The sequence below is a fragment of the Polaromonas sp. P2_G11 genome, assembly GCF_056403595.1.
The window spans coordinates 841483-863954 of record NZ_JBFUFE010000002.1 but is presented as its reverse complement, the minus strand read 5'-3'; the positions used below and the strand labels follow the sequence as shown (position 1 = coordinate 863954).

Annotated in this window: 28 protein-coding genes and 1 pseudogene; 10 read left to right on the top strand and 19 right to left on the bottom strand. The window is 65.6% G+C overall.

Going from position 1 to position 22472, the window contains the following annotated elements; genetic code table 11:
• Positions 1 to 137 precede the first annotated feature (137 nt).
• Positions 138 to 605, bottom strand: coding sequence for a universal stress protein (locus tag AC1DWQ_RS10705; RefSeq protein ID WP_477669599.1), 468 nt, complete (start codon positions 603 to 605; stop codon positions 138 to 140).
• A 69-nt stretch (positions 606 to 674) separates the two neighbouring features.
• Complete coding sequence (locus AC1DWQ_RS10700) at positions 675 to 1058, bottom strand: TraR/DksA family transcriptional regulator (protein WP_477669598.1); 384 nt, start codon at positions 1056 to 1058, stop codon at positions 675 to 677.
• A 242-nt stretch (positions 1059 to 1300) separates the two neighbouring features.
• Here AC1DWQ_RS10700 and AC1DWQ_RS10695 point away from each other — a divergent pair, with 242 nt between their 5' ends.
• The 5 genes from AC1DWQ_RS10695 to AC1DWQ_RS10675 all read left to right on the top strand — a co-directional run bounded on the left by AC1DWQ_RS10695 (position 1301) and on the right by AC1DWQ_RS10675 (position 5689).
• The gene (locus AC1DWQ_RS10695; protein WP_477669597.1) at positions 1301 to 1906 is read left to right on the top strand and encodes a hypothetical protein; all 606 of its coding nucleotides are present in this window, start codon (positions 1301 to 1303) and stop codon (positions 1904 to 1906) included.
• A gap of 30 nt (positions 1907 to 1936) precedes the next feature.
• Positions 1937 to 4489 (top strand): cation-translocating P-type ATPase, encoded by a 2553-nt coding sequence (locus AC1DWQ_RS10690; protein WP_477669596.1) that lies wholly within the window; start codon positions 1937 to 1939, stop codon positions 4487 to 4489.
• Between the two features lie 145 nt (positions 4490 to 4634).
• Positions 4635 to 5165 (top strand): flavodoxin family protein, encoded by a 531-nt coding sequence (locus tag AC1DWQ_RS10685; protein WP_477669595.1) that lies wholly within the window; start codon positions 4635 to 4637, stop codon positions 5163 to 5165.
• Between the two features lie 57 nt (positions 5166 to 5222).
• Entirely contained in the window at positions 5223 to 5498 is a 276-nt protein-coding gene (locus AC1DWQ_RS10680; protein WP_477669594.1) for a poly-beta-hydroxybutyrate polymerase N-terminal domain-containing protein, read from the top strand.
• On the top strand, positions 5495 to 5689 hold the full coding sequence (locus AC1DWQ_RS10675; RefSeq protein ID WP_477669593.1) for a hypothetical protein: 195 nt from the start codon (positions 5495 to 5497) through the stop codon (positions 5687 to 5689). The genes AC1DWQ_RS10680 and AC1DWQ_RS10675 overlap by 4 nt, the downstream gene beginning before the upstream one ends.
• A gap of 20 nt (positions 5690 to 5709) precedes the next feature.
• Here AC1DWQ_RS10675 and AC1DWQ_RS10670 read toward each other — a convergent pair whose 3' ends face one another.
• The 7 genes from AC1DWQ_RS10670 to AC1DWQ_RS10640 all read right to left on the bottom strand — a co-directional run bounded on the left by AC1DWQ_RS10670 (position 5710) and on the right by AC1DWQ_RS10640 (position 9809).
• Positions 5710 to 6591 (bottom strand): MBL fold metallo-hydrolase, encoded by an 882-nt coding sequence (locus AC1DWQ_RS10670; protein ID WP_477669592.1) that lies wholly within the window; start codon positions 6589 to 6591, stop codon positions 5710 to 5712.
• Between the two features lie 40 nt (positions 6592 to 6631).
• A complete protein-coding gene (locus tag AC1DWQ_RS10665; protein WP_477669591.1) occupies positions 6632 to 7297 on the bottom strand; it encodes a DUF599 domain-containing protein in 666 nt (221 codons plus the stop codon).
• A gap of 4 nt (positions 7298 to 7301) precedes the next feature.
• Positions 7302 to 7739 (bottom strand): DUF6691 family protein, encoded by a 438-nt coding sequence (locus tag AC1DWQ_RS10660; RefSeq protein ID WP_477669590.1) that lies wholly within the window; start codon positions 7737 to 7739, stop codon positions 7302 to 7304.
• Between the two features lie 6 nt (positions 7740 to 7745).
• On the bottom strand, positions 7746 to 8183 hold the full coding sequence (locus AC1DWQ_RS10655) for a YeeE/YedE family protein (RefSeq protein WP_477669589.1): 438 nt from the start codon (positions 8181 to 8183) through the stop codon (positions 7746 to 7748).
• A 71-nt stretch (positions 8184 to 8254) separates the two neighbouring features.
• The gene (locus AC1DWQ_RS10650; protein ID WP_477669588.1) at positions 8255 to 8599 is read right to left on the bottom strand and encodes a hypothetical protein; all 345 of its coding nucleotides are present in this window, start codon (positions 8597 to 8599) and stop codon (positions 8255 to 8257) included.
• Between the two features lie 139 nt (positions 8600 to 8738).
• Entirely contained in the window at positions 8739 to 9113 is a 375-nt protein-coding gene (locus AC1DWQ_RS10645; protein ID WP_477669587.1) for a hypothetical protein, read from the bottom strand.
• Between the two features lie 42 nt (positions 9114 to 9155).
• Entirely contained in the window at positions 9156 to 9809 is a 654-nt protein-coding gene (locus AC1DWQ_RS10640; protein ID WP_477669586.1) for a BON domain-containing protein, read from the bottom strand.
• Positions 9810 to 9958: 149 nt separating this feature from the next.
• Between AC1DWQ_RS10640 and AC1DWQ_RS10635 the strand changes: the two genes are divergently transcribed.
• Entirely contained in the window at positions 9959 to 10138 is a 180-nt protein-coding gene (locus AC1DWQ_RS10635) for a YgaP family membrane protein (RefSeq protein ID WP_477669585.1), read from the top strand.
• Here the strand turns inward: AC1DWQ_RS10635 and AC1DWQ_RS10630 are convergent.
• The 4 genes from AC1DWQ_RS10630 to AC1DWQ_RS10615 form a co-directional block, all read right to left on the bottom strand.
• Positions 10114 to 11433 carry a trypsin-like peptidase domain-containing protein gene (locus tag AC1DWQ_RS10630; protein WP_477669584.1) on the bottom strand — a complete coding sequence of 440 codons (1320 nt, stop codon included), beginning with the start codon at positions 11431 to 11433 and terminating at the stop codon, positions 10114 to 10116. The genes AC1DWQ_RS10635 and AC1DWQ_RS10630 overlap by 25 nt on opposite strands.
• A gap of 219 nt (positions 11434 to 11652) precedes the next feature.
• On the bottom strand, positions 11653 to 12057 hold the full coding sequence (locus AC1DWQ_RS10625) for an amino acid kinase family protein (RefSeq protein WP_477669583.1): 405 nt from the start codon (positions 12055 to 12057) through the stop codon (positions 11653 to 11655).
• Between the two features lie 92 nt (positions 12058 to 12149).
• Complete coding sequence (locus AC1DWQ_RS10620) at positions 12150 to 12572, bottom strand: universal stress protein (RefSeq protein ID WP_477669582.1); 423 nt, start codon at positions 12570 to 12572, stop codon at positions 12150 to 12152.
• Positions 12573 to 12610: 38 nt separating this feature from the next.
• On the bottom strand, positions 12611 to 13054 hold the full coding sequence (locus AC1DWQ_RS10615; RefSeq protein ID WP_477669581.1) for a universal stress protein: 444 nt from the start codon (positions 13052 to 13054) through the stop codon (positions 12611 to 12613).
• 340 nt (positions 13055 to 13394) lie between these two features.
• Between AC1DWQ_RS10615 and AC1DWQ_RS10610 the strand changes: the two genes are divergently transcribed.
• Positions 13395 to 14039, top strand: a complete 645-nt coding sequence (locus AC1DWQ_RS10610) for a response regulator (RefSeq protein ID WP_477669580.1) — start codon at positions 13395 to 13397, stop codon at positions 14037 to 14039.
• A 63-nt stretch (positions 14040 to 14102) separates the two neighbouring features.
• Here AC1DWQ_RS10610 and AC1DWQ_RS10605 read toward each other — a convergent pair whose 3' ends face one another.
• The 6 genes and pseudogenes from AC1DWQ_RS10605 to AC1DWQ_RS10580 all read right to left on the bottom strand — a co-directional run bounded on the left by AC1DWQ_RS10605 (position 14103) and on the right by AC1DWQ_RS10580 (position 20609).
• The gene (locus AC1DWQ_RS10605) at positions 14103 to 15464 is read right to left on the bottom strand and encodes an MBL fold metallo-hydrolase (RefSeq protein WP_477669579.1); all 1362 of its coding nucleotides are present in this window, start codon (positions 15462 to 15464) and stop codon (positions 14103 to 14105) included.
• A 154-nt stretch (positions 15465 to 15618) separates the two neighbouring features.
• A pseudogene (locus AC1DWQ_RS10600) lies at positions 15619 to 15912 on the bottom strand (ATP-binding cassette domain-containing protein); the annotation flags it as partial.
• 16 nt (positions 15913 to 15928) lie between these two features.
• Positions 15929 to 16567, bottom strand: coding sequence for a SagB/ThcOx family dehydrogenase (locus AC1DWQ_RS10595; protein ID WP_477669578.1), 639 nt, complete (start codon positions 16565 to 16567; stop codon positions 15929 to 15931).
• Positions 16568 to 16612: 45 nt separating this feature from the next.
• On the bottom strand, positions 16613 to 17536 hold the full coding sequence (locus AC1DWQ_RS10590) for a ribose-phosphate pyrophosphokinase (RefSeq protein ID WP_477669577.1): 924 nt from the start codon (positions 17534 to 17536) through the stop codon (positions 16613 to 16615).
• Positions 17533 to 19062 carry a thymidine phosphorylase family protein gene (locus tag AC1DWQ_RS10585; protein WP_477669576.1) on the bottom strand — a complete coding sequence of 510 codons (1530 nt, stop codon included), beginning with the start codon at positions 19060 to 19062 and terminating at the stop codon, positions 17533 to 17535. Before AC1DWQ_RS10585 ends, AC1DWQ_RS10590 begins: the two co-directional genes overlap by 4 nt.
• A 74-nt stretch (positions 19063 to 19136) precedes the next feature.
• Positions 19137 to 20609, bottom strand: coding sequence for a bifunctional aminoglycoside phosphotransferase/ATP-binding protein (locus AC1DWQ_RS10580; RefSeq protein ID WP_477669575.1), 1473 nt, complete (start codon positions 20607 to 20609; stop codon positions 19137 to 19139).
• Between the two features lie 171 nt (positions 20610 to 20780).
• Between AC1DWQ_RS10580 and AC1DWQ_RS10575 the strand changes: the two genes are divergently transcribed.
• Genes AC1DWQ_RS10575 through AC1DWQ_RS10565 form a run of 3 tightly spaced genes read left to right on the top strand, consistent with a single transcriptional unit; the run spans position 20781 to position 22450 of the window.
• Positions 20781 to 21209 (top strand): DUF1924 domain-containing protein, encoded by a 429-nt coding sequence (locus AC1DWQ_RS10575; protein WP_477669574.1) that lies wholly within the window; start codon positions 20781 to 20783, stop codon positions 21207 to 21209.
• Positions 21210 to 21243: 34 nt separating this feature from the next.
• Positions 21244 to 21723 carry a diheme cytochrome c gene (locus AC1DWQ_RS10570; RefSeq protein WP_477669573.1) on the top strand — a complete coding sequence of 160 codons (480 nt, stop codon included), beginning with the start codon at positions 21244 to 21246 and terminating at the stop codon, positions 21721 to 21723.
• Positions 21695 to 22450, top strand: coding sequence for a cytochrome b/b6 domain-containing protein (locus tag AC1DWQ_RS10565; protein WP_477669572.1), 756 nt, complete (start codon positions 21695 to 21697; stop codon positions 22448 to 22450). Before AC1DWQ_RS10570 ends, AC1DWQ_RS10565 begins: the two co-directional genes overlap by 29 nt.
• Positions 22451 to 22472 lie beyond the last annotated feature (22 nt).

Below are 22472 nucleotides of genomic sequence, written 5' to 3'. Positions count from 1 at the left end.
CTCGAGAGGCAGGTCGAAGAGGAATGGTGGGCAACTGCTGCGAGTCTGACCCGCACCCATCACCCGTAAGTCCTTGATTTGGCTGGATTTATTTCTGCGCCAGGGTCAAAGTGTTCACGGGGCATGCAGCAGTTCCGCTAGCCCGAACTCGCTTCCGGCGGTGCACTGCGAATAACCAGTACAGGCACAGGCGACAGTCGCAATATTTGCTCCGCGCCACTGCCCAGCAGCACGCGCCCTATGCCGCGCCTGCCGTGGGAGCCCACCACCACAAGGTCGGCACCCCATAGCTTGGCTGCCGTGGCCATGACTTCGCCGAGGCGCTTGCCGGATTCATCGAGCAGTGCCTGGCTGGCTTCGATACCTGCCGACTGGGCGACGGCCATTGCGTCGGTCAATACCTTGGCGCCGCCTTCGCGCATCATGCCGGCCAGGTCGGCCGAGTACGTGCCATGGGGATCTATCCCGCCCAGGTAGGCCATTTCATTGACGACATGCACCAACCGCACGCTGGCGCTGGTTTCACGCGCGATCTGCAGGCCAGCGACAAGGGCTTTGGTGGCGGTGTCGCTGCCGTCCACGGGAATCAGGATTCGCTTGAACACGGTGGTACCTCACGGGAGTTGAAACGTCATGAATATTGACGATTCCCGGGGACAAACTATTGATGCGGATCAACTGCCGGTGGGCTGGTGCGGCATTTTTTCGCTGGCAGTCTGGCACGACACACAGAATGCGGCGGCCGGCAGCGCTTCCAGGCGGCGCAGATCGAGCGGCTTGCCGCATCCAGCGCATTGACCGAAGCTGCCTTCCCGCAACCGGCGCCGGGCCGCCACCACCAGGGAAAGCTCGGCAGTGGCTCGCGCCGTGTCCATCGCCGCCATGTCGGACTGCGACTCCCGCTCGGCCAGGTCCTTGAAATCCTGCACCTCGCCGCCGGCCTGGTCAGCCGCGAGTTCCTTTTTGTTTCCCCTATCCAAGGCGTCCCGTAATTCGGTTTCGCGCCGGGCCAGGATGCCGCCGAAGTGTCCTGCCAATGTGTTGTCATAGTGCTTCATGAAGAGGCCTGAAAAAAGTGGATGGTCTTTGTGTCTGCTTCAACCGCGATTTTCATGACGCTAGAGAAAACCGATGTTGATCTGGCGCAAGCAGGGGAGAAGCAGGGGCCGCGCCAGAGGCCTTGAACGACGCTTCCAATCCTGCATAAAGTGGCCATTGCGTGCCAGTTGCGCCAAGTCAAATGCGTTGTCGCCCGGTGTGGCCATCATGGTGGACCCCCAACTTCGTTGAAAGGCCGACCGTGAATACCCAGACTTTTGTGATTGCCGCCGCCTTTGCTGCAAGCGCCATGGGCTACGCGGCAGGTGATGCCCGGGCCCAGGCCCCTGAAAGGGCCCAGGCGCCGACCGGGGCCGCCAGCGCGCCGGCCGGCGTGGCCGCGCGGTCAAAGGCGGCCGCGCAGAAAGCTGCACAAGAGGCGGCCGATTCCGCCCGCGCGGCGGCCGACCTGGTCAAACTCACGCTGCAGCTGGCGGAGACCGCCGCCCAGGACGTCTCGAAGCGGACCGCCGCGAATATCCGGGAGCAGGCGCTCAAGGCGGACGAAGCCGCAAGAAAGGCCCGCGAAAAGGCCGAGCATGCCGCCGCGACGGCCACCGACGACATGAAAAAGCTCACGGCAAAGGCGGCCGAGGCGGCCAGGCGGGCGGCGAGCGCAGTGCGCGCGGCGTCGGGTCGCGCCGGGGAAGCGCTGCGCAAGGCCGGCCAGTCCGACCAGGCGCAAACACAGAAGGCCATGAAGGCCACGCAGGATGCCTTGAGAAGCGCGGACAAAGCCGCGCAGGAATCGGCCGAGGCCGGCAAACAGGCGGCGGACAAGGGCGCGGATTCCGGCGCCAAAAAATAGCTGACGGGCTGTGCGGATCGCGCCGGAACCATGAACACCGCAGCCCGAGCCGCCGCCCCCCCGCGTGAGCCGGCGCCCGCGGCCCCGGGACTGAGCGGCGAGGAAGCTGACGCGCGGTTGCGCGCCGACGGGCCCAACCTGCTGCCCGGAAGCGAACCGCAAAGCTTTGGGTGGATCGCACTGGGTGTCGTCAAGGAGCCCATGTTCCTGATGCTGCTCGCGGCGGGCACGGGTTACCTGGTGCTGGGTGACACGGCCGAGGCCACGTTTTTGCTGGCCTCGGTCTTGCTGATCGTCGCGCTGACGCTGTTCCAGGAACGCAAAACGCAGCGGGCGCTGGAGGCCTTGCGTGAACTGTCGGCGCCGCGCGCGCTGGTCCTTCGGGACGGCAGAGAGCTTCGCATTGCTTGCCGCGAAGTGGTCTGCGGGGATGTGCTGGTGCTGCGCGAAGGCGACCGCATCGCCGCCGACGCGGCCTTGCTGGAGGGCGCCCTTGAAGTCGACGAGTCGCTGCTGACCGGCGAATCCGTGCCCAGGCCCAAATTGCCCGAGCCCGAGCAGCGGGACGGCCTTGGACCCGATGGCGAAAGCGGCGCATCGGTTTACGCCGGTACGGTGATCACGCAGGGTACGGGCCTGGCCCGGGTGCATGCCACCGCGGGCCGCACCGCGATGGGCCGCATCGGCGTGGCCCTTGCGACGACGCAGGCTCCGGCCTCCAGGCTGTACCGGCAGTCGCGGCGCATCGTGCGGGGATTCGCCGGCGCCGGGCTGGCCGTCGCCGCGCTGCTGGTGCTGCTGGCCTGGCTCAGGGACGGCCAGGGCTTTGTCGCCAGCCTGCTGCCGGCGATTGCTTTTGCGATGGCGGTGCTGCCGGAGGAGATTCCCGTCGTCCTCGCGGTGTTCCTGGCGCTGGCGGCCTGGCGATTGTCCCGGCAGAAAATCCTCACGCGCCGGGTCGACGCCATCGAGGTGCTGGGCGCGATCACGGTATTGGCCGTGGACAAAACCGGCACCCTGACGCAGAACCGCATGGCGCTCGTTGAGCTGGCGGGTGCGGATGCCGTGTTCAAGGCCGGCAGCGATGCGCAGCTTCCTCCCGCGCTCACGGGACTGCTCGAATGCGCGATGCTGGCCACGCCGCCGAAGCCGTTTGACCCCATGGAAAAAGCCATACGGGTCCTCGGGGATTTGCGCCTGGGCCCGGATTCGACAGCGCGCCAGGGCACCGCGCCGGCGCTGCAATATGCGCTCACGCCGCAGCTACTGGCCGTCACCCATGCCTACGGCGGCGAGATCCAAGGGCGTTATTTCCTGGCCACCAAAGGCGCGCCGGAGGCGGTCATGGACTTGTGCCGGCTCCCGGGGCTTCAACGCGAGGCGGTGCAGCAGCAGGTGCAGGACATGGCGGCAAGAGGCCTGCGCGTGCTCGGTGTGGCGAGCGGTGAGTGGACGGGTACCGCATTGCCCGAAAGCCAGCAGGGCTTCACGCTGCGCTTTGCCGGCTTGCTGGGCCTGGCCGATCCGCTGCGGCCCACGGTACCGCAAGCCGTCCAGGATTGCCGCGAGGCGGGCATACGCGTGATCATGATGACGGGGGACCACCCTGTGACGGCCAGTGCGATCGCCCGACAGGCGGGCCTGCCCAATCCCTCCGACGTGCTGACCGGTGCGGACATCGATGCGCTGGACGATGCCTCGCTGCGGACCCGCTTGAGGAACGCAGCCATCTGCGCGCGGCTCAGGCCCGAGCAGAAGCTGCGGTTGGTGCGCGCGCTGCAGGCCGACGGCGGCACGGTGGGCATGACGGGCGACGGCGTCAACGATGCACCCGCGCTCAAGGCCGCGGATGCCGGGATCGCCATGGGCGAGCGCGGGACCGACGTGGCGCGCGAAGCCGCGGCCCTGGTGCTGCTGGACGACAGCTTCGCCAGCATCGCGACCGCCATACGCCAGGGCCGCCACGTCGACGACAACATCCGCAGCGCCGTGCGCTTCGTCTTCGCGGTGCACGCGCCCATCGTGGCGCTTGCTCTGGTTCCCGCCTTGCTTCGCTGGCCCGCCCTGTTGCTGCCCGCGCAGATCATCCTGCTTGAGCTGATCATTGATCCGGCCTGCTCGATATTGTTTGAAGCTCAGCCGGCGGATTCCCAGCTGATGCGCCGTCCGCCCAGGCCGGCCGCGGATTCGCCGTTTGCCTTGCGCAACATGGTCTATGGCCTGTCGCAAGGCTTTGGCCTGGCCTTTGTTCTGCTCGCGGCCAATTGGTCCCTGCTGGAGCAAGGCTGGCCCGCTGCCGAGGTGCGCACGACGATGTTCGTGAGCCTGGTCGCGGGCCTGTTCCTGCTGGTGCTGGTTCACCGGCATTCGGTGCATATCTTCAGGAATCCCTGGCTCCCGCGTCTGGCCGCCGCCGTGGCCGCGCTGCTTTCGCTGGCGCTGTGGGAGCCTTGGCTGCGCGGGGTCATGGGCTTTGCCGCGCCGTCCGGGCGGGGCGCCGCCTGGCTGCTGCTGATCCTGGGCGCCATGACGCTGTGGCTGCTGGCCCTGCGCTTTGTTTCAACGGCATCGCGCAAGGCGTGAGCGGGGGAGAGTCCTGCGGCAAGGCTGCCGCCCTTGATGTACGTCAAGGGGTGAGCCGGTCGCCTCCCATACCCTTGCTGGTGCCCGGTACCAGACCAGCGCCCGACCAAGCGCCACCGAGCCCAACCTTCGAAGGAACAGAATCATGTCCAACTCCACCCTTATCGTCTGTTATTCCAATACCGGCACCTCGCGCCGCGTGGCCGACCTGCTGGCCAGCCAGTTCCAGTGGCCGCGTGGCGAGGTGCGCGAAACGCGCTCACGCGCCGGCACCGTGGGCATGCTGCGCTGCGTACTGGATTCGCTGCTCAGGCGCCATCCCGAGATCCGCTACGAGGGGCCTGACCCGCGCAGTTTCGGCACGGTGGTGCTGATCGCGCCCATCTGGCTTGCCGAGCTGGCCGGGCCCATGCGCAGTTTTGTGCGCGACCATACCTCCAGCCTCAAGCGGGTTGCCGTCATCTCGGTGATGGGCGGCAAGGGCGCCACCAATGCCTTCGCCGAGATCGACCGGATACTGGGCCGTCCGCCCATCCTGTCGACCTCGTTCACCGCGCGCGAAGTGGATGACGGCAGTTACGCGTCCGACCTGAACGTCTTCGGCGCCGCGGTCCGGGACCACGCGAAGAAGGACGATGTGGTCCGGCCGACGGACCTGTCGCCCAGCGCCGTGTGAGCGCGTTCCTTCCTGCCGCCGCGGTGCCGCCGTTTTTTAACCACCGGAAACCGGAACATGCCCGCCGAGCTGACCATTGCGCCCGCCGGGCCCGCGCCCGCGGATGTGCCGCTGCAGCTTTTGCTGGCCCGCATGGCCAACGGCATTTCGCCCGCATCCGTACTACTGGCGCAGGCCGACTGGCTGAGCCACCTGGCGGCATCGCCGGGAAAACAGGCGGAAATGGCCGCCACCGCCTGGCACAAGCTGCTCCAGTGGACGCAATATGCCGGTCATTCCTGCTACGGCCGCTCTTTAGCGACAGTTGCATCGCTCCCTTGCGCCAGGCCATGAGCGTTCGTAGCGACTTGGATCTGGATATCTTCACGGTTGCCGTCCTGCTGGACTATATCAACCGCATCGCCGATCTCGAGGGACAGCTGGGCACGCTGCGTGCACAGGCGCCGTCGCACACGCATTCACATACCCAACGGGAGGGCCCGGCTTCGTGGCATGAAGCGCATGCGGGTGAAGAAACACAATAGAGGTCGAAGGTGCATGGTACTTATTGCTTCGCGGTGGGCAGCGCGTTCAGCGGAATGCGCAGATAGGACACACCGTTGTCATCCGGAGGCGGAAGCTGTCCCGCGCGCACGTTCACCTGCAGGGAGGGCAGGATCAGAGTCGGCATTTCGAGGGTGGCATCCCGCGCCGTGCGCATCCGGACGAAGGCATCTTCGGTGACCCCGTCATGCACGTGGATGTTCTTCTCGCGCTGTTCACCGACGGTCGTCTCCCACGCGGGCGCTCGCGCCTGCGGCGGATAGTCGTGACACACGAACATCGTCGTCTCCCGCGGCAGTTCCAGCAGCCGGCGGATGGAACGGTAAAGCTGGTGCCCATCGCCGCCCGGAAAATCAGCGCGTGCCGTACCCACGTCGGGCATGAAGAGCGTGTCGCCGACGAAAACAAGGTCTTCCACCGCGTAGGCCATGTCGGCCGGCGTATGTCCGGGCACAAGCAGCGCGGTGACCTCCAGCTGTCCGATCCAAAACCGCTCGCCGTCCTTGAACAGATGGTCGAACTGGCTGCCGTCGGGCAGAAAAGTGCGCTCCAGGTTGAAGAGCTTCTTGAACACCGCCTGAACCTGCCTGATGTTCTCGCCGATCGCAATCTTTCCGCCGACAGCCTGTTGCAGGTAGCGGGCCGCCGACAGATGGTCCGCGTGCGCGTGGGTTTCCAGTATCCATTGCACCTTCAGGCCTGCGGCCACAAGGTGGGCCAGCACCTGGTCCGCCGCCCGGGTATGCGTGCGCCCCGATTTGAAGTCGTATCCGAGCACCGGATCGATCACCGCGGCGTTTCCCGTCGCCGGGTCCGACAGGACATACGACACGGTCCAGGTTTCCGGGTCGAAGAAAGCTTGAATACGCGCTGTACGGCTCATGGGATTTTCTTTCAAGGGTGGCGGGGCATCAGCGGGTGGCTCACAGGCTTCGGCTCGGGTCGGCGGGGCCGGAGCCGATCTGGTCCATTCTCCACAAAACACCCAGAACGATCGCAGCCGCGATCGGGCCCGCCGCGGGATGAAGGATGAAGGCTACCACCGGGGCAACGAGCAGGAGCTGCCTCAAACCCCAGCCATAGAGCACGCCGGCCCTGCGCACATACTCGATCCCCGCCGGGGTCCACTGTTTCCTGGCGTCTGAACCGACGGGCATGCCCCCAATGAAGCCGGCATGGTTGTAGTAACGCACCGCCATCACCGAGGAGACCAGCGATGCGAACAGCAAGGCCAGCAGAGCGAGTTCCATGACCAGCCAGGGCTCGAAGGAAGCATGCCAGCGGGGATTGCCGCTCAGCTTCTCGCGCAGCGCGGGCACGGCCAGCGTCAGCGTGCCCATCAACGCAAGCGCGGCCGTGGATGCGGTCATCGACGCCGACATTAATGCGTTGCGAAGTGTCTGCACGGCCAGGATCTCGGAGCCCTGCTGCATGGAGACGGCGGCAAACCATTGCTCACGCAAGCTGGCATGTGCCGCGCGGGCCAGTTGCTCCGGCCTGCGGCGCTGGGCGAAGGCAAGCGTTGCCTCGTAGAAGAGCAGCGCAACGCCGGTAACGCAGGCGGCCAGCCAGACGAGCATCGCCTCCATGGGGTCACCCTGCCTTCGGATGTTGGGGATTGCCCCGCCGTTCGAGCAGTTCGAACGCACCCATTCCCGCCAGCATGGCCGCGACAAAGACGACGGCCTTGCCTTGGCCCATGCCGAGCGCGACGAGCGCCGGGCCCGGGCAGAAGCCGGCGATACCCCAGCCGACTCCGAACAGCAGGCTGCCGGCGACCAGCCGGCGGTCCATGGTACGGGAGGAAGGAAGCTTCATTTCCTGCCCCATGAGGCTCAGGTGGCGGCGACCTGCCACCCCGAATGCAATGGATGCGACGGCGATGGCCCCTGCCATGACCAAGGCCAGCGAAGGGTCCCACGGGCCCGCCAGATCCAGGAATCCGAGTACTTTGGCGGGGTTTGCCATGCCGGAGACCAGCAGGCCCAGGCCGAAGACCGCGCCGGCCAGCAGGGAAAGAAGGTTGTACATGGCCGCTCACCCCACCACAAAGACATGACGCACGAGGAACACCGTGACGAAGCCGGCCAGCATGAAGGCGGCCGTGGCAACCAGTGAACGCGGCGACAAGCGCGAGATGCCGCAAACACCGTGTCCGCTGGTGCAGCCGGAGCCGTAGCGCGTGCCCAGCCCGACGATGAATCCGGCTGCAATCAGGGTTCCGTAGCCGGCATCAATCTGTGGCCGCGGCAGTTGGGCGAACAGGGCAAACAGCAGCGGTGCACCCACCAGTCCCGCCACGAACGCGACGCGCCAGCCGATGTCGCCGCGCGCGGGACGCAACAGGCCACCCAACACGCCGCTGATGCCGGCGATGCGCCCGTTGAGCAGGACAAACATGGCCGCCGCCAGGCCGATCAGGCCTCCGCCTGCCAGGGCCGTCCATGGCGTGAACGCATTCCAGTCGATGTACATCAGTCACTCTTTCCGTTAACAGAAAATTCAAGTCAAGGTCCGTAGATCGAAGTATCCTTGTTCCGCACCGTTCAGGGGCGCAGGTTTGCGCAGGCGTCGTGGCGGGGACCCGGCATCGCAACACCCCGCGCCTTGGCACGTTCGGCCATCTCCTTGAGGTGTTCGTCGCGGAGCCGGCGGCATTCCTCCACCGATCTGACGTTCAGCATCTGCTGCCGATGGGCGTCGCGCTCCTCGCGACTCATCATCATCCAGCCGGGCGTGAAATCGCGGCCAATACCGGGACCCATGCCGGATCGAGGACCGGGCCTGGCTGCGGACGCAGCCGGTGCTGCGGGCGGGGCGGGCTGCTGCGCCACGGCGGCGCCGGCGGCCAGGAAGGCGAAGCCAAAGCTGAGAAGGTGAGTTGAGTGCATACATTTCTCCAGCGTTAAAGGTAGATCCACGATAGGCCTTCGCCGGGTGCTGTAATTTGTGCTGGATCAAGTAGCGGCATCGTGGCGTGGCGCTTGGGCGGACCGGATGCCGGCGGCCACGAAGTTCTCCGGGAGGCTGTCAGTGTCCGGTGACCAGGCCGATAGCGGCCTGGTGCTTCCGCTGCCGGCCCAAGGCCAGCAACTGGGCCTCGCTTGGGTTGTCTACGGTCTCCCAGCCGGCGATACACGGCGCCAGGGAAGGGCGATGTTTGTCGACGTAGTGGCGGAAGTCGGCCTGTGCCGTGTGCCCGCCCGTCACCAGGATGGATTCCATGCCGTCCAGCGCATCGCAGACATCGCCGAAAAATTCATGCCGGGTGCGCACCTCGCTGCCGTGCTGGGGCGTGGCATGGGAATGCGCGCGCAGCTTGCGCGCCTCGGCCTGTTCGGCGTTGAACTGGATCAGCTGGGCCTGGTGATGGTCCAGCCAGACCACGGCATGAAGAAAGGGCATGTGGGTACTCCTGAAAAAAATGGGCGGAAACAGGCCACCGCTTCAGGCGGTGACTTCCAGCTTGTTGACGATGCGGGTGACGCCCCTGGCGGCGAATGCCGCGCCGGCGGCCGCTTCGCGCTCGGCCAGGGAGTGCACCTTGCCGTGAAGGGTGACGACGCCGCCTTTCACGTCGATCTGGATGTGCCGGGCTTCGCGATCGGCCTGACGCTCGAGCGCGGCGGAAATCTCGGCCGCGACGTCCCGAATGCTGACGGTGGGCTTGACAACGATGTTGTTGGACAGGCCGCGCACGCCCACCAGGCCGCGCACGCATTTTTCGGCGGTGCTGGACTGGTAAGCCCAGTCGACGTCGCCAGTAAGGGTGACCCATCCTTTTTCGACCTCAACCTTGATGCGGTCCAGCGGCAGCAACACGCTCCAGCGCAGCGCGGATGCGGCGACTGAGGCGATCTCGGAATCGCTGCGATGGTGGGCGGCCACCAGTTTCACGTCCAGCTCGATCGCCAGCCCGCGCACACCGGCTACGCGGCGCACGGCCCGCTCGGCCGCGACTTTTTCGGCGAAGGTGTTCAGGTGCCCTGTGAGCGTCACCACGCCGTCATTGACGAGAACACCAATGCCGGCTGAGTTGACGGCAGGCTCCCAAGCGAGTTCGGCGGTGACATCGGCCTTGAGTTGCATATCGGTTTTCATGGTTCTTCCCCTTGAATGTGTTCATCATCCGCACAAAGCGGGTATGTCACTGTAGGGAGGCGCGGACGTGCTTGCCTTGACATTCGTCAAGCAGCGGCGTTACGGGCCGGGATACGCTGAACACCGGATCAAGACACAAGGACTTCGCTATGAAATACGGGATAGGCCCCATCGAAAGAAGGCTTCGCATCGCAGCCGGCATCTTGCTGCTGGCGCTCTTGTTCGCGCTCGACGGAAATGCCCGCTGGTGGGGCTTGGTGGGCCTGATTCCGCTGTTGACAGGCTTGTTCAAATTTTGCCCGCTTTACTGGGCTATTGGTTTGGACTGAGCGTCTGTTCCAGCATCCACCTGGCGCTTGATTGCCGCAGGAATGCGCAGCGGAACATAGGCTGTGTTCCCGTCCCGCAGCACCAGCAGCGCAATGCTGGAACCAGGTTCCTGACGGGATAACACGCGGTCAAAATCCGCCACGCTGTCCAGCCTGAATTCATTGGCGGCGATAAGCACGTCTCCGGCTTGTATGCCTTCGCTGCGTGACACTCCGGCGGCCCGACGCACCAGCAGGCCGCCATCTATGCCCAGTTGTGCCTGCAAGTCCTTCCCGGACTCGGTCAATCCGAGACCCAAACGAGGGAGGTCGCCGGTGACCGGCGCCGCCAATGGGCGCTGCGCGCCTGCAGGTGCCTCCGCCAGCAGGATCGTTGCCGTTTTTCTCCGGCCCTCGCGCCATACCTCCAGCGTGCCTGGCGTGCTCGTCCCATGGTCGCTCATCTGCAATGCCAGGCTGCTGAAATCCCGGACCTTTGCACCGTTAAAGGCTGTGATGATGTCACCGCGCTGCATACCTGCCAGAGCAGCAGGCCCTCCAGGCGTGACCTGCACAACCAGCGCACCCGTGGGGTCGCGCACCCCGAAGGACTGCGCGAGCGCGGCGGTCATGCCCTGCAGCCGGGCCCCCAGCCAGGCGCGCCGTATCTGGCCCTGTGACCGCAGGCGCCATGCGATGTCCATGGCCAGGTTGATGGGTACCGAGAATGACACGCCCATGTAGCCACCGCTACCGCTGTAGATCAGCGAGTTCAGGCCGACGATCTCGCCGTCTGCATTGAAGAGTGGGCTGCCTGAACTTCCGGGATTGATGGCCACATCGGTTTGCAGAAAAGGGGTTTCGCCGCTGCCGGAAAGAGCGCGATTTTTTGCACTGACAATGCCCGCCGTGACGGAGCCCGGAAAACCAAAGGGCGATCCGATCGCCGCGACCCAGTCGCCGACGGCGAGTTTGGAGGAGTCGCCTATCGGTGCTGGTGACAGTCCGGTAGCATCGATTTTGAGCAGGGCCACGTCCGTGATGCGGTCCAGTCCGACAAGCCTCGCGGGAAAATGCCGGCCGTCCTGCAGCCGCACCTGAGCCTCTTCCGCATCCCAGAGGACGTGCGCACTGCTGACGATGTAGCCATCAGCCGTGAGCACAAAACCGGAGGCCAGGTCACGCGCTTCGCCGCGTGCAAGACCGATGGGCTGCGGCCTTGCCAGCTGGTCGCCAAAAGTGTCTGGCGGGGCAAATTCGGGTTCCGGGTCGCCGCTGCCGCTGGGCACCCATGCGTTGATGGTGCTGATTTCCACGACTCCGGCGCCGCGGCTGGCTACGATAGCGCCGGCCGATACAGAGGCTCGACGAGTCAGTGGGTCGGCATGTGCCCCCTCCGACGCCAAAGCGGCGCACGCCACCAAGCTGGCAAGCAAAAGACGAGGAGGTTTCATGCGGCCATTGAACATGGCGTCAGCATCACGCCAATTGAGCCACCTCAAGTTCGCCTAAAAAAGAAGCAGAGCTATCCCGCTTTATGTAGCCGTGCCACACTGGGGACCGACTTCGGTGGCGGCACGGCCCGCCAGCATCTCCTCGATCCGGGCGAGCGAACCTATCAGTGCCTTCTTGCCGGCCTTCAGGACAAAACCGGTGGCAGCCTGCACCTTGGAGCCCATGGAGCCCGCGGGGAAGCTGTGGCCCAGCAGTTCGTGCGGGCTGACTTTTCCTTGGGCGCGCTGCGACGGCGTTCCCCAGTCCAGGTAAGCGGCGTCGACGTCGGTGGCAATCGCCAGGCGGTTGGCCCCCAATTCCTGCGCGAGCAGGGTGCTGGTCAGGTCCTTGTCGATGACGGCGTCTACGCCCTGCAGGGTGTGCCCGCCGGCCGCGCGCACAACCGGAATGCCACCGCCGCCCCGCGACGACCACCACGGCCTCATGCTGCAGCAGCCATCGGACCGGGTCCACGCCCAGCATACGTGTCGGCAGATTGGCAGTGGTGGGTCGAACCGGGGTAATCGGGGCCGTATGCCTACTGGACCAGCAGCACCGGCACGTCGACATCCGCCACCACGCGCTGGGCGGCGCTGCCGAGCAGGGCGCGGCCGAACAGGCCGTGGCCGTGTGTGCCCAGGACCAGCATGTGGACTTTTTCGCGCTTCGCCGCCTGCACGATTTGTGTGGCCGGTGTACCGGCGACCCAGGAGGCCCGGTACTGCACGCCGTGGCGCTTGAGGAAACGCTCGATCGGCTGCAGCACTTTGTCGGCCTCTTCCTGGTGCCAGGCGCGCACGGTGGCGGCGCCCAGCATGGTCTTGACGCGCGGGGTAACGGCGATCTGCACATTGAGCACGATGAGTTCCGCGTCGGGCCCCATAAGGGTTTCATGCGTGACCAGAAAGGCCAAGGCCTTTTTGGTGAACTTGCTGCCGTCAACGGCCAGAAGGACTCTCATGGTGTTCTCCGGAAGAAAGAAGGCGAAACGGTGCGCGCTCAGCGCAGGACCAGGACGGGAATGCTGCTGTGCGTAAGCACCTGCTGGGTCTCGCTTCCGAGCAGGATGCGGGAAATGCCCTTGCGGCCGTGCGAGGCCATCACGATGAGGTCGCACTTGTTCTTTTTAGCCGCGGCCAGGATGGAGGCCGCGACGAGGTCGGATTTGGCGATCACGGCCTTGGCTTTGACGCCAGAGGCCTCCGCGGACTTTTGCACCGCGTCGACAACGGCCTGGCCCTTATCGGCCCATTCTTTTTCGAAACGCCCGACTTCCTGCGGTGAAAGAGCGACACCACCCTCAAAAAAACTCATGGGGTAGCGGGGCACGACGTTGATTGCCACAAGACCGGCTTCCAGCGATGCGGCAAGAGCGACGGCCTCCTTGACCGCTTTTTTGGAAAGTGCGGAGCCGTCGGTGGCAACAAGAATGCGCTTGTACATGGTGTTCTCCTGTGTTGATGTGCCGCAGTCTAGGAGCGCCTCAGTACCGCAGGCTTGATTCACGTCAACAACACACTGCTGCACAGACCTTAGTTCTAATTGATGCCAATCTCGCTGGACGCCGTTGACCGAAAAGCAATCCTGCGAGCGGACTGCTTTGAAAAACGATGAGCAGATACGCATCTATCGCTGTATCGCAATGAGGTACAGGAATAAGATCGAATGGCAACAGCTGAGTCTGTACTCGTCTTTACCCTCTTCTGCGCTCAGTGACGTGATGCCAGGCTGCATTGTTTAGTCACAGTCGATAGGTCACCGTAGCCAAAGCTGGGAGTGTCAAATGATCAGGATTGTCATAGCCGACGACCACGCAATTGTGCGAGAGGGCCTCAAGCGCATTGTTTCGTCTATGGAAGACGTGGAAGTGGCTGGAGAGGCGGGGAACGGCACCGAAGTGATGCAACAGGTGCGTGGCTTGGCCTTTGACATACTGATTTTGGATCTCTCTATGCCGGGGCGCAGTGGCATGGAGCTGATTAAGCTGATCCGTAATGAAAGACCGCAATTACGGATGCTCATTTTGAGCATGCACCAAGAACTCCAATATGCTGTGAGAGCCATCAAGAACGGCGCCAGCGGTTACCTGACCAAAGAGAGCGCACCAGCTCAGTTGGAGCAGGCCATACGCAAGGTGGCTTCTGGTGGCGCCTTTATCAGTGCCGAGGTTGCCGAGCAGCTTGCATTGGGCGCTATGCCCGGAGGCCAAACAGCTTCGCACGACTGCCTGTCCAATCGCGAGTTTGAAGTCCTGCAATTCCTGGTGGCAGGCATTTCTATTACTAATATCGGCACGACATTAAATCTGTCGGTTAAGACCGTTAGCACTCACAAGGCCCATCTCATGCAAAAGATGGGTCTTCATAGTCAGAGCGAGTTGATCCGCTACGCGCTCAAGCACGGGCTGGCCGAACCGCTGGATACCTGAAAGCCGTCACAGCAGACACCAGGTGACCAGCATCTACATGGCTGGTGATGCATCGGTCTGTACTCAGCTGAGAGAAACCGACTCCAGATAGCAGGGCAGGTGGCAGGGCCAATGCAGTTCACGTTCGATCCGCTGGCGCATGGCGTCGGCCGCTGCTGGCTCGCCGTGGGTGATGAAGGTCTGCCTGGGCGCGGACTTGAAGCCGCGCAGCCAACCCATGATTTCAACCGCATCCGAATGGGCCGACAGGTCGTCCAGCAGCGCCACTTCTGCGCGCACCGGCACGTCCTGGCCGTGGATGCGCACCGAGGGCGCGCCGCCGGCGATGAGCGCGCCGCGCGTGCCGCCGGGCTGGAAGCCGGCAAACACGATGGTGTTGCGCTTGTCGGGCGCGAAGGCTTTGAGATGGTGGACCACACGTCCGCCGGTCGCCATGCCGCTGGCGGCGATGATGACCATGGGACCATGTTTGGCATTGAGCAGGCGCGACTCCTCGGGTGACTCGACGATGTGGGCGGTATGTGCCATGGCTTCGCACTCCGCGGGTGTCAGCCGCAGTTCGGCCTTGTGCTTGAGGTACACCTGCGTCGCTTTGGCCGCCATCGGGCTATTGAGATACACAGGCAGTTTGCGCGTAATCACGCCCTGGGTTTTGAGGATTTCAATGCAGTGCAGCAGGCTTTGCGCGCGCCCCACCGCAAAAGCCGGGATCACCACCACCCCGCCGCGCGCGGCCGTGCGGTTGATTACCTGGCCCAGCGCCAGCAGAGGGTCGGAGTCCTTATGTAGACGATCCCCATAAGTGGATTCCACCACCAGGTAGTCGGCGCCGTCCATCTGCGAAGGCGGCTTGAGCACAAGGTCGTTGGGGCGGCCTATGTCCCCGGAAAACAGGATGGAGCGCGAGCCGTTGTCCAGCCGCACAAAAGACGAGCCCACCATATGGCCCGAAGGTGTCAGGCTGGCGTTCAAGCCCGGCGCCGGGTGCCAGTGTTTGCCGCTGGGCACCGGGTGCAGCAGCTTGAGGCAGCGCAGCGCGTCCTCGCGCGTGTACAGCGGCAGGGCCGGTGCGTGCTTCGAAAAGCCGTGCCGGTTGGCGTATTCGGCTTCTTCTTCCTGCAGGTGGCCGGCGTCGGGCAGCAGGATGCGGCACAGGTCGGCCGTGCCCGGGGTGCAGAATACCTTGCCTTTGAACCCTTGTCGCGCCAGCAGCGGAAGGTAGCCGCTGTGGTCGATATGAGCATGCGTGAGGATCACGGCATCGATGCTGGCCGGGTCCACCGGTAACGGAGACCAGTTGCGCAGCCGCAGCGGCTTGTAGCCCTGGAACAGCCCGCAGTCGACCAGCACCGTGGACTCGCCGTGGCGGACCAGGTATTTGGAGCCGGTGACGGTGTCGGTGGCACCGAGGAATTGGATCTTCATAGCGCCAGCTTAGGCGCGTCGTAGACCGGCGCGTTTGATATAGCGCAGACAGTGCGCATTTTGAGACTTGGAGGGGGCGGCCCCTGATGCTGGATCAAGGTACCAGTACGGCGGCCCCGTTGAGCCGGCCGGCCCGCAGGTCGGCCAGCGCCTCGTTGTAGAACTGGAATACGAAGCCCACGTGCCTGCGCCTGTACCCGGTGAGTTCCGTATCGCCGGCGCCGTTGAGCGCATGGCCGTCGAATTCAAGCTCGCCGCTCGTGGGAACGTCCAGCCCGCCGATGATGTTCAGCAGCGTCGATTTCCCGCTGCCCGATGCGCCGAGAAGCACGATGAACTCGCCGGCCCGGACCTCCAGGTTCACGTCGCGAAGCGCGTGCACGGCGGTCTCGCCCGACCCGTAGGTCTTGCAAAGCCGGCGTACGGAGAGCACCGCTGGGCTGGACATGGGTACGGCGCGTGGTTCAGGCCGCCGCGGGGTAGCCGATGGTCTGTGACAGCAGCACCTGCTGGTCGTGCGTCAGGCCCAGCGCATCGGCGATCGCCGCTTGGTCTATCCACGCGCGTATCACCGCGCCCAGGCCGCTGCTGGCGGCGTAGAGGTAGGCGTTCTGCGCCATGGCCCCGGCCGCGACATGCGCATAGGCCTCGCGGCGGCCGGCGGGGATAAAGCGCATGCGCGCATGGTCAGCGACATAGACCAGGTCCAGCGGCGCATCGTCGACAAAATCCTGGTAGCCGGTGATGCGCCGCAGGTCGGCACCCGCGGCCAGATGCAACTCGTGCCTGGCGGCGTCGTAGCGGTAGGCGCCGGCCGGCAGGGCCGCGAAAATCTCGATCTCATGCGCGCCCAGCGCCGAAGGCGCCGTGCGCCCGCCGTCGTCGCGGTTGACGCCGCCGGCCGCCCACAGCAGGCTGGACAGCAATTGCAACGGCAGCGCGTCCGGCTTGTAATCGCGACGGGAGCGGCGCGCGGCCAGGGCCTCCATCAGCGGCAGGCCGCCCTGCCTGTCGGGCGGCAGCAGGGTGATCACGGCGGCCGCGCCGCCCAGCGCGGGCAGAGGCCGCAGCCTGCCCATCAGGCCGAGGGCGATTTTGCTCATGGTTGTCATGTGATGTCTCCTGGGGTGTTGGTGGGGCCAAGGGCTTCAGTTCGGACGGATTCCTGCGTCCGCGGTCGCGCTGAGCTGGCGCACGGCACGGGCCAGCAGGGGCGTCATGCGGATGGCGTTGGAGGGGTGGGTAACCGTGTCGCATGTCAGCACGCGTGACACGCCGCCTTCGAGCAGGCGGCGATGGGCCTGCGCGTCAAACAGCGCGTGCACGGCGATGCACAGGGGGGCGCCCAGCCCGGCTTTGACCAGCAGGCGTGTCGCGGCGAGCATGGTTTCGCCCGTGGAAATGATGTCGTCAAGCAGCACCGGCACGCGCCCCGGCCAACGTTCGGGGCTTGCCAGCCTGACGCCCACGTCCCGGTCGCCGCGCCGCGTTTTGCGCAGCACGGTCCAGGGGGCGTTGGCCAGCCTGGCCACTTCGGCGACCCACTGTGCGCTTTCCTGGTCGGGCCCGATCAGCCAGGGTGATGCGACGTGACCGCTCAGCCAGCGGGCAATCGTGGGGGCGGCCGGTACCACCTGCGTCCGGATGGAATAGATCTCGTCCAGCCCGTGCACGCGGTGCAGGTGCGGGTCAACGGTCACCAGGAAGTCCAGCGACGCGGACAGCAGCCGGGCATAGCTGCGCGAGGTGACGGCTTCGCCGGGATGAAAGCGCTTGTCCTGCCGCATATAGGCCAGGTAGGGCGCCACCAGGCCGACCTGCGAGGCGCCCAGTTCGCGCGCCGCGTCCGCCGCAAAAATCAGAGGCAGGGTCTTGGCGTCCGGCTGGTCCAGGCTGCCGGCCAGCATGACGCGGCAGCCCTTGACCTCGGCGTCTATGCGCACGCCGGTTTCGCCGTCGGGAAAGTGGTGCAGCGCCAGTTCGCTCCAGCCGCAGCGCAGGCTGCGCGCGAGCGCCGTGGCCAGCGGCGCGCCGCCGGGCAGGGCGAGGACCACCATCGGTTCGCGCTTCATCGCGCGTCCTCCATCACATGCACGGCCTCGGCCTGCGTGGTGGCGTATTCCAGTGCGTAGGCCAATTCGCCCGGTGAGGCGGCGTGCAGCGTGAACAAGGGCTGGCCGCGCTCCACGACCGCGCCCAGTTGCACGTTCATGTCGATTCCGGCGCAGGCCGAGGTGGGCGCTCCCGCGAGTTTGGCGATGCGGGCCAGACGCCGGTTGTCGATGGCGATCACGGTGCCGGCGCGCGGCGAAGGCACGGGCTGCCGGCAGGCGGCGACCGGGGGTTCGCGCAGGCCACCCTGCGCTTCGCATATTTCCTGGAATTTCTTCCAGGCGCGCCCGTCCTCCAGCACGGCGGTGGCCAGCGCGATGCCGCCGCCGACCGGCGCAGCGCCGCCGAATTCAAGAATCTGCCCTGCCAGGTGCAGGGAGCGCTGCGCGAGATCGGCCGGCGCGCTGTCCTCTCGGCGCAGCACCGCCAGCACGTCGCGCGCTTCGAGGGCGGGACCGATGCCGCGGCCCACAGGCGCGACGCCGTCGGTCTGTAACACGCGCATGCGCAGGCCCAGCGCCTGGCCGACCTGCTCCAGCTGCCGCGCGAGCTGATTTGCGGCATGCGCGCTGCGGACTTTGGCGGTCAGGCCGACGGGCATGTCGATCAGCACGTGCGTGGCGCCGGCCGCCGCCTTTTTTGAAAGTATCGATGCGACAAGCTGCCCCTGGCTGTCGAGGTCCAGGGGACGCTCGACACGGATCAGAACATCGTCGGCGGGGCTGAGCCGCACGGCGCCGCCCCAGGCGATGCAGCCGCCGGTGCGCTCGACCACGCGTCGTATCTGCGCCACGTCCAGGTCCACCGGCGCCAGTGTCTCCATGGTGTCGGCCGTGCCGGCGGGCGAGGTGATGGCGCGCGACGAAGTTTTGGGCATGCGCAGCCCGCAAGCCGCGATGATGGGCACGATGACCATGGTGGTCCGGTTGCCTGGCAGGCCGCCCACGCAATGCTTGTCCATGACCGGTCCTTCGCCCCACTGCATGCGCTCGCCGACATTGACCATGGCGCGCGTAAGCGCGATGGTCTCGTCCATGTCCAGGTGATCGCCCGCGCAAGCGGTGACGAAGGCCGCGAGCTGCAGGTCCGAATAGCGGCCTGCCGCCACGTCCCCGATCACCGCGTCGATGGCCGCCTGGCCCAGGCGCTTTCCGTAGACCTTGGCGCGCACGTGGCCCAGCGATTCAAGCGGCGCGGGATGATGCAGGGAAACCTCCGCGCCCGGCCGCGCGTCAAGCAGGCGCCAGGCAGCCTCGGAAAGGCCAGCTTCATCCGGCGGCAGGAAATCGCCGCTGACTACGTTGAGCGTCGCGACGATGGTGCGGCCGTCCAGCCGCAGTTCCACCCGCGACTGTGCTTCGAAACCTTCCGAACGGCAGACGGGGCAGTCGCGGTGCATGTACAGCACCGGTTCCTGGTAGGTGTCTATGCCCAGCCTGCGCAGGCGCAAGCGATTGGCGGTAGCAGCGTGGAGAGGTTCTTGCATGGCAGTCCTTCTTGCCACTGTAGGTGCGGCAAGCGCCTTCAGCCTTGATAAAACGCAAGTTCGGGCCAGGTGCGTCACCCGGCGGGGAGCGCCTGGACGAAAGCGTGCTCTCGCGCGGACAGTGGTTCTGCCGTTTTCCGTAAACCATCCAGTACGGCGGCATCGGCTTCGGAGGCATCGCCGCGGCGCGCCAGCAGGCGCGCGCGCAGCACGTCCAGGGGCGCTTCGCAGTCCACGATGCAAAACGGTACCCGCATGTCCAGCGCCAGCGCATGCGCCTCCTCGCGTTCGGCGCGGCGCAGGAAGGCCGCGTCGAGTATCACCGGGTACCCCGCGCGCAGTGCCGTGCGCGCCATGGCGAAAAGGTGGGAGTAGGTGCGCGCCCCGGCCTCGGCCCGGTACAGATCCAGGCCTTTGGCGCGCGAATCCTCCAGCATGCCCAGGCCGTGCAGGCGTTTGCGTTCAACGTCGGAGCGCAGGCGAATCGCGCATTCCCGCTCGACGATGCGCTGCGACGTGAAAGTTTTGCCGGACCCCGGCAAACCATGGGTTATGAAGAGCCGGACGTTCGAGCGGGCATCTCCGGGCGCGGCCCAGGCAAGCGCGGTATCCAGGTAGCGGCGCGCGACAGGGCCGCCGGCATCGCGCAGCTGCTCCACCTGGGCCCGGACCAGCGCCCGGTAGATCACGGCAAAGCGCAGCGCCGGCAGGCCGCCGTGGTCGCCCGTCCGGTCCAGCCAGGCATTGAGAAAACGGAAACACAGGTCTTTTCGCTGATGGGCCCAGAGATCCATCACCACGAAGGCGATGTCGTCAAGGACGTCGATCCAGCGTAGCGCCGGGTCGAACTCGATGCAGTCGAAGGCCGCAACACCGCCATCGAGGCTCACGATATTGGCCAGGTGCAGGTCGCCGTGGCATTCGCGCACACGGCCGTCCGCCAGCCGCGCGGTCCACAGCGCGGCGAGGGCCGTCGCCTCGGTCTCGAGCCAGGCTTTGAGCGCGACGTGCGCAGCCTCGTCCATAAGCGGCCGGGCGCCTTCGAGCGCGGCCAGTGCCGCCTGCCGGCGTTGCGGTGCGCCTGCGAAACCGCTGGCGGTTTCCGCACGCGGTGCGCTTTCATGAAAGCTGGCAAGCAACGCGGCGAGTTCGTCAATGTCGCCCGCGCCCAGATCGCCCTCGTCGGCTTTTTCGCTTAACAGGGCGCCCGGCGCAAAGCGACGCATGCGCACCGCGTATTCAAGCGCCGGCCCCTCGCCATCCAGCCCCGGTGAATGCGGCGCTCCCGTGATACGGGTGACCCCCAGGTAAAGCGAAGGTGCGAGCCGCCGGTTCAGGCGGACCTCTTCTTCGCAGAACCGCAGCCGGGCTTGCGGGCTGGCGTAATTGACGAAAGGAAGGTGCACCGGCTTTTTGATTTTGTAGGCCCTGTCCCGCGCGAGCAGCACCCAGGAGATGTGCGTCTCCATGATCCGCGCGTGCAGAACACCGGCCAGCGCATAAACCAGTTCACGGGCGGGCAGAAGGGCATCGTCTGCGGTGTGCATGGGAAGAGGATAGGCCGGGATCGGGAACTCCGTTTGATTCCGGTCAAGCGGGCGTATCAAACACGGTTGGCGCCGCATGCGGCCGCAATTTCGGGCACAGCGTATCCCGCTTAAGAAAACCCTAAGGACGGCGCAGCATCATGAAGTCATTCAAAGAAAGAGGTGTCCCCTATGAACTTTTCGTCGCCGCCCCCATGCTGCAGGAGTCTCTACCTCGCAATCGCCGCAGCCTGCCTCGCCGGCACTGTATATACGCAGGTTGCCCAGGCAGCCACGCCGGCGGAGATGTTGGGCGGCTACACCGCCCAGGCCGGTGCGGCTGCCGTGCCGGCCCGGGGCCAGCAGTTGTTTACCACACGACAGGGCCGCGAATGGAGCTGCGCCTCTTGCCATGGCGCTGTGCCCACGCAGGCCGGCAAACATGCATCCACCGGCAAGTCGATTGGCCCGTTGGCGCCGGCCTTCAACCCTGTGCGTTTCACGGATGCAGCGAAAACCGAAAAATGGTTTCGCCGCAACTGCAACGACGTGCTGGGCCGCGAATGCAGCGCAGCCGAAAAGGCCGATGTGCTGAGCTGGCTGCTCACGCTCAAGCCCTGACGCGGGCAACACACCCTCCGGAAAGGAAAACATCATGGTTCGCCGCCTTCGTTCCCGCTTATACAAATACTGCGCCGGCCTGCTTGCTGCCGTGGGCGTGGCGCACACCGCGCTGGCCGATGGCGGGAGTCTGGTGCCGCTGCTGCCCAAGTACCAGCAGGAGTGCGCGGCGTGCCATGTGGCTTACCCGCCGGGCATGCTGCCAGCCGCGTCGTGGCAGCGCGTGATGGGCAACCTGAAGAACCATTACGGCACCGACGCTTCGCTGGACGCGGCCACGGTCAAAGAGCTGTCCGTCTGGCTGGACGCGCACGCGGGTACCTACAAACGCGTGAGACAAGAGCCGCCGCAGGATCGCATCACCCGTTCCGCGTGGTTCATTCGCAAACACGATGAGGTGGCACCCGCCACCTGGAAACTGCCGGCGGTCAAAAGCGCAGCCAACTGCATCGCCTGCCATACACGAGCTGACCAAGGAGAATTCAATGAGCGCGACATCCGCATCCCCCGCTGACACGGCGGGAACCCCTTCGGCTGAAATACCCGCCCAGGCCCAAGGTAGGGGCAGGGTACTTGTCTGGGATGCGCCGGTGCGTGTTTTCCACTGGTTGCTGGTGCTCAGTTTTACGGGGGCCTACATCACCGCCGAAAGCGAAAGCTGGCGACTGCTGCATGTCATGCTGGGCTACACCATGGCGGGTTTGGTGATCTTTCGTGTGCTCTGGGGTCTGGTCGGCACGCGTTACGCGCGCTTTTCCAGCTTTGTGCGCGGCCCGCGCGCGGTGGCAAGCTACCTGCGTGCCCTGCTGCGTCGCCGGCCGGAGCACCATATCGGACACAATCCGGCCGGCGCGATGGCCATCGTGGCGCTCCTGGGGCTGGCCGCGCTCATCGCCGCGACGGGCTGGGCCACCTACAACGACCTTGGCGGCGGCTGGCTGGAAGACCTGCATGAGCTGGGCGCCAACACCATGCTGGCGGTGGTGGGGCTGCACATTGCCGGTGTGCTGGCTGCCAGCTGGCTGCACCGTGAGAACCTGGTTTGGGCCATGGTCACCGGCTACAAAACCGGCCGCCCTCAGGACGCAGTTGCACGGGCCTGGCTCAGCGTGGCAATCCTGATGCTTGTAGCGGTGCTGGGCTTCTGGTGGCTGCAATGGCAAGGCGCTCCCTCGGGCCGCCTGATGGACCGGCCCGCGGCAGCGACGAAAGCTGCCGGCCTGGAGGGTGACGACGACTGAGCGCCCCCGGAACAAATGGGAG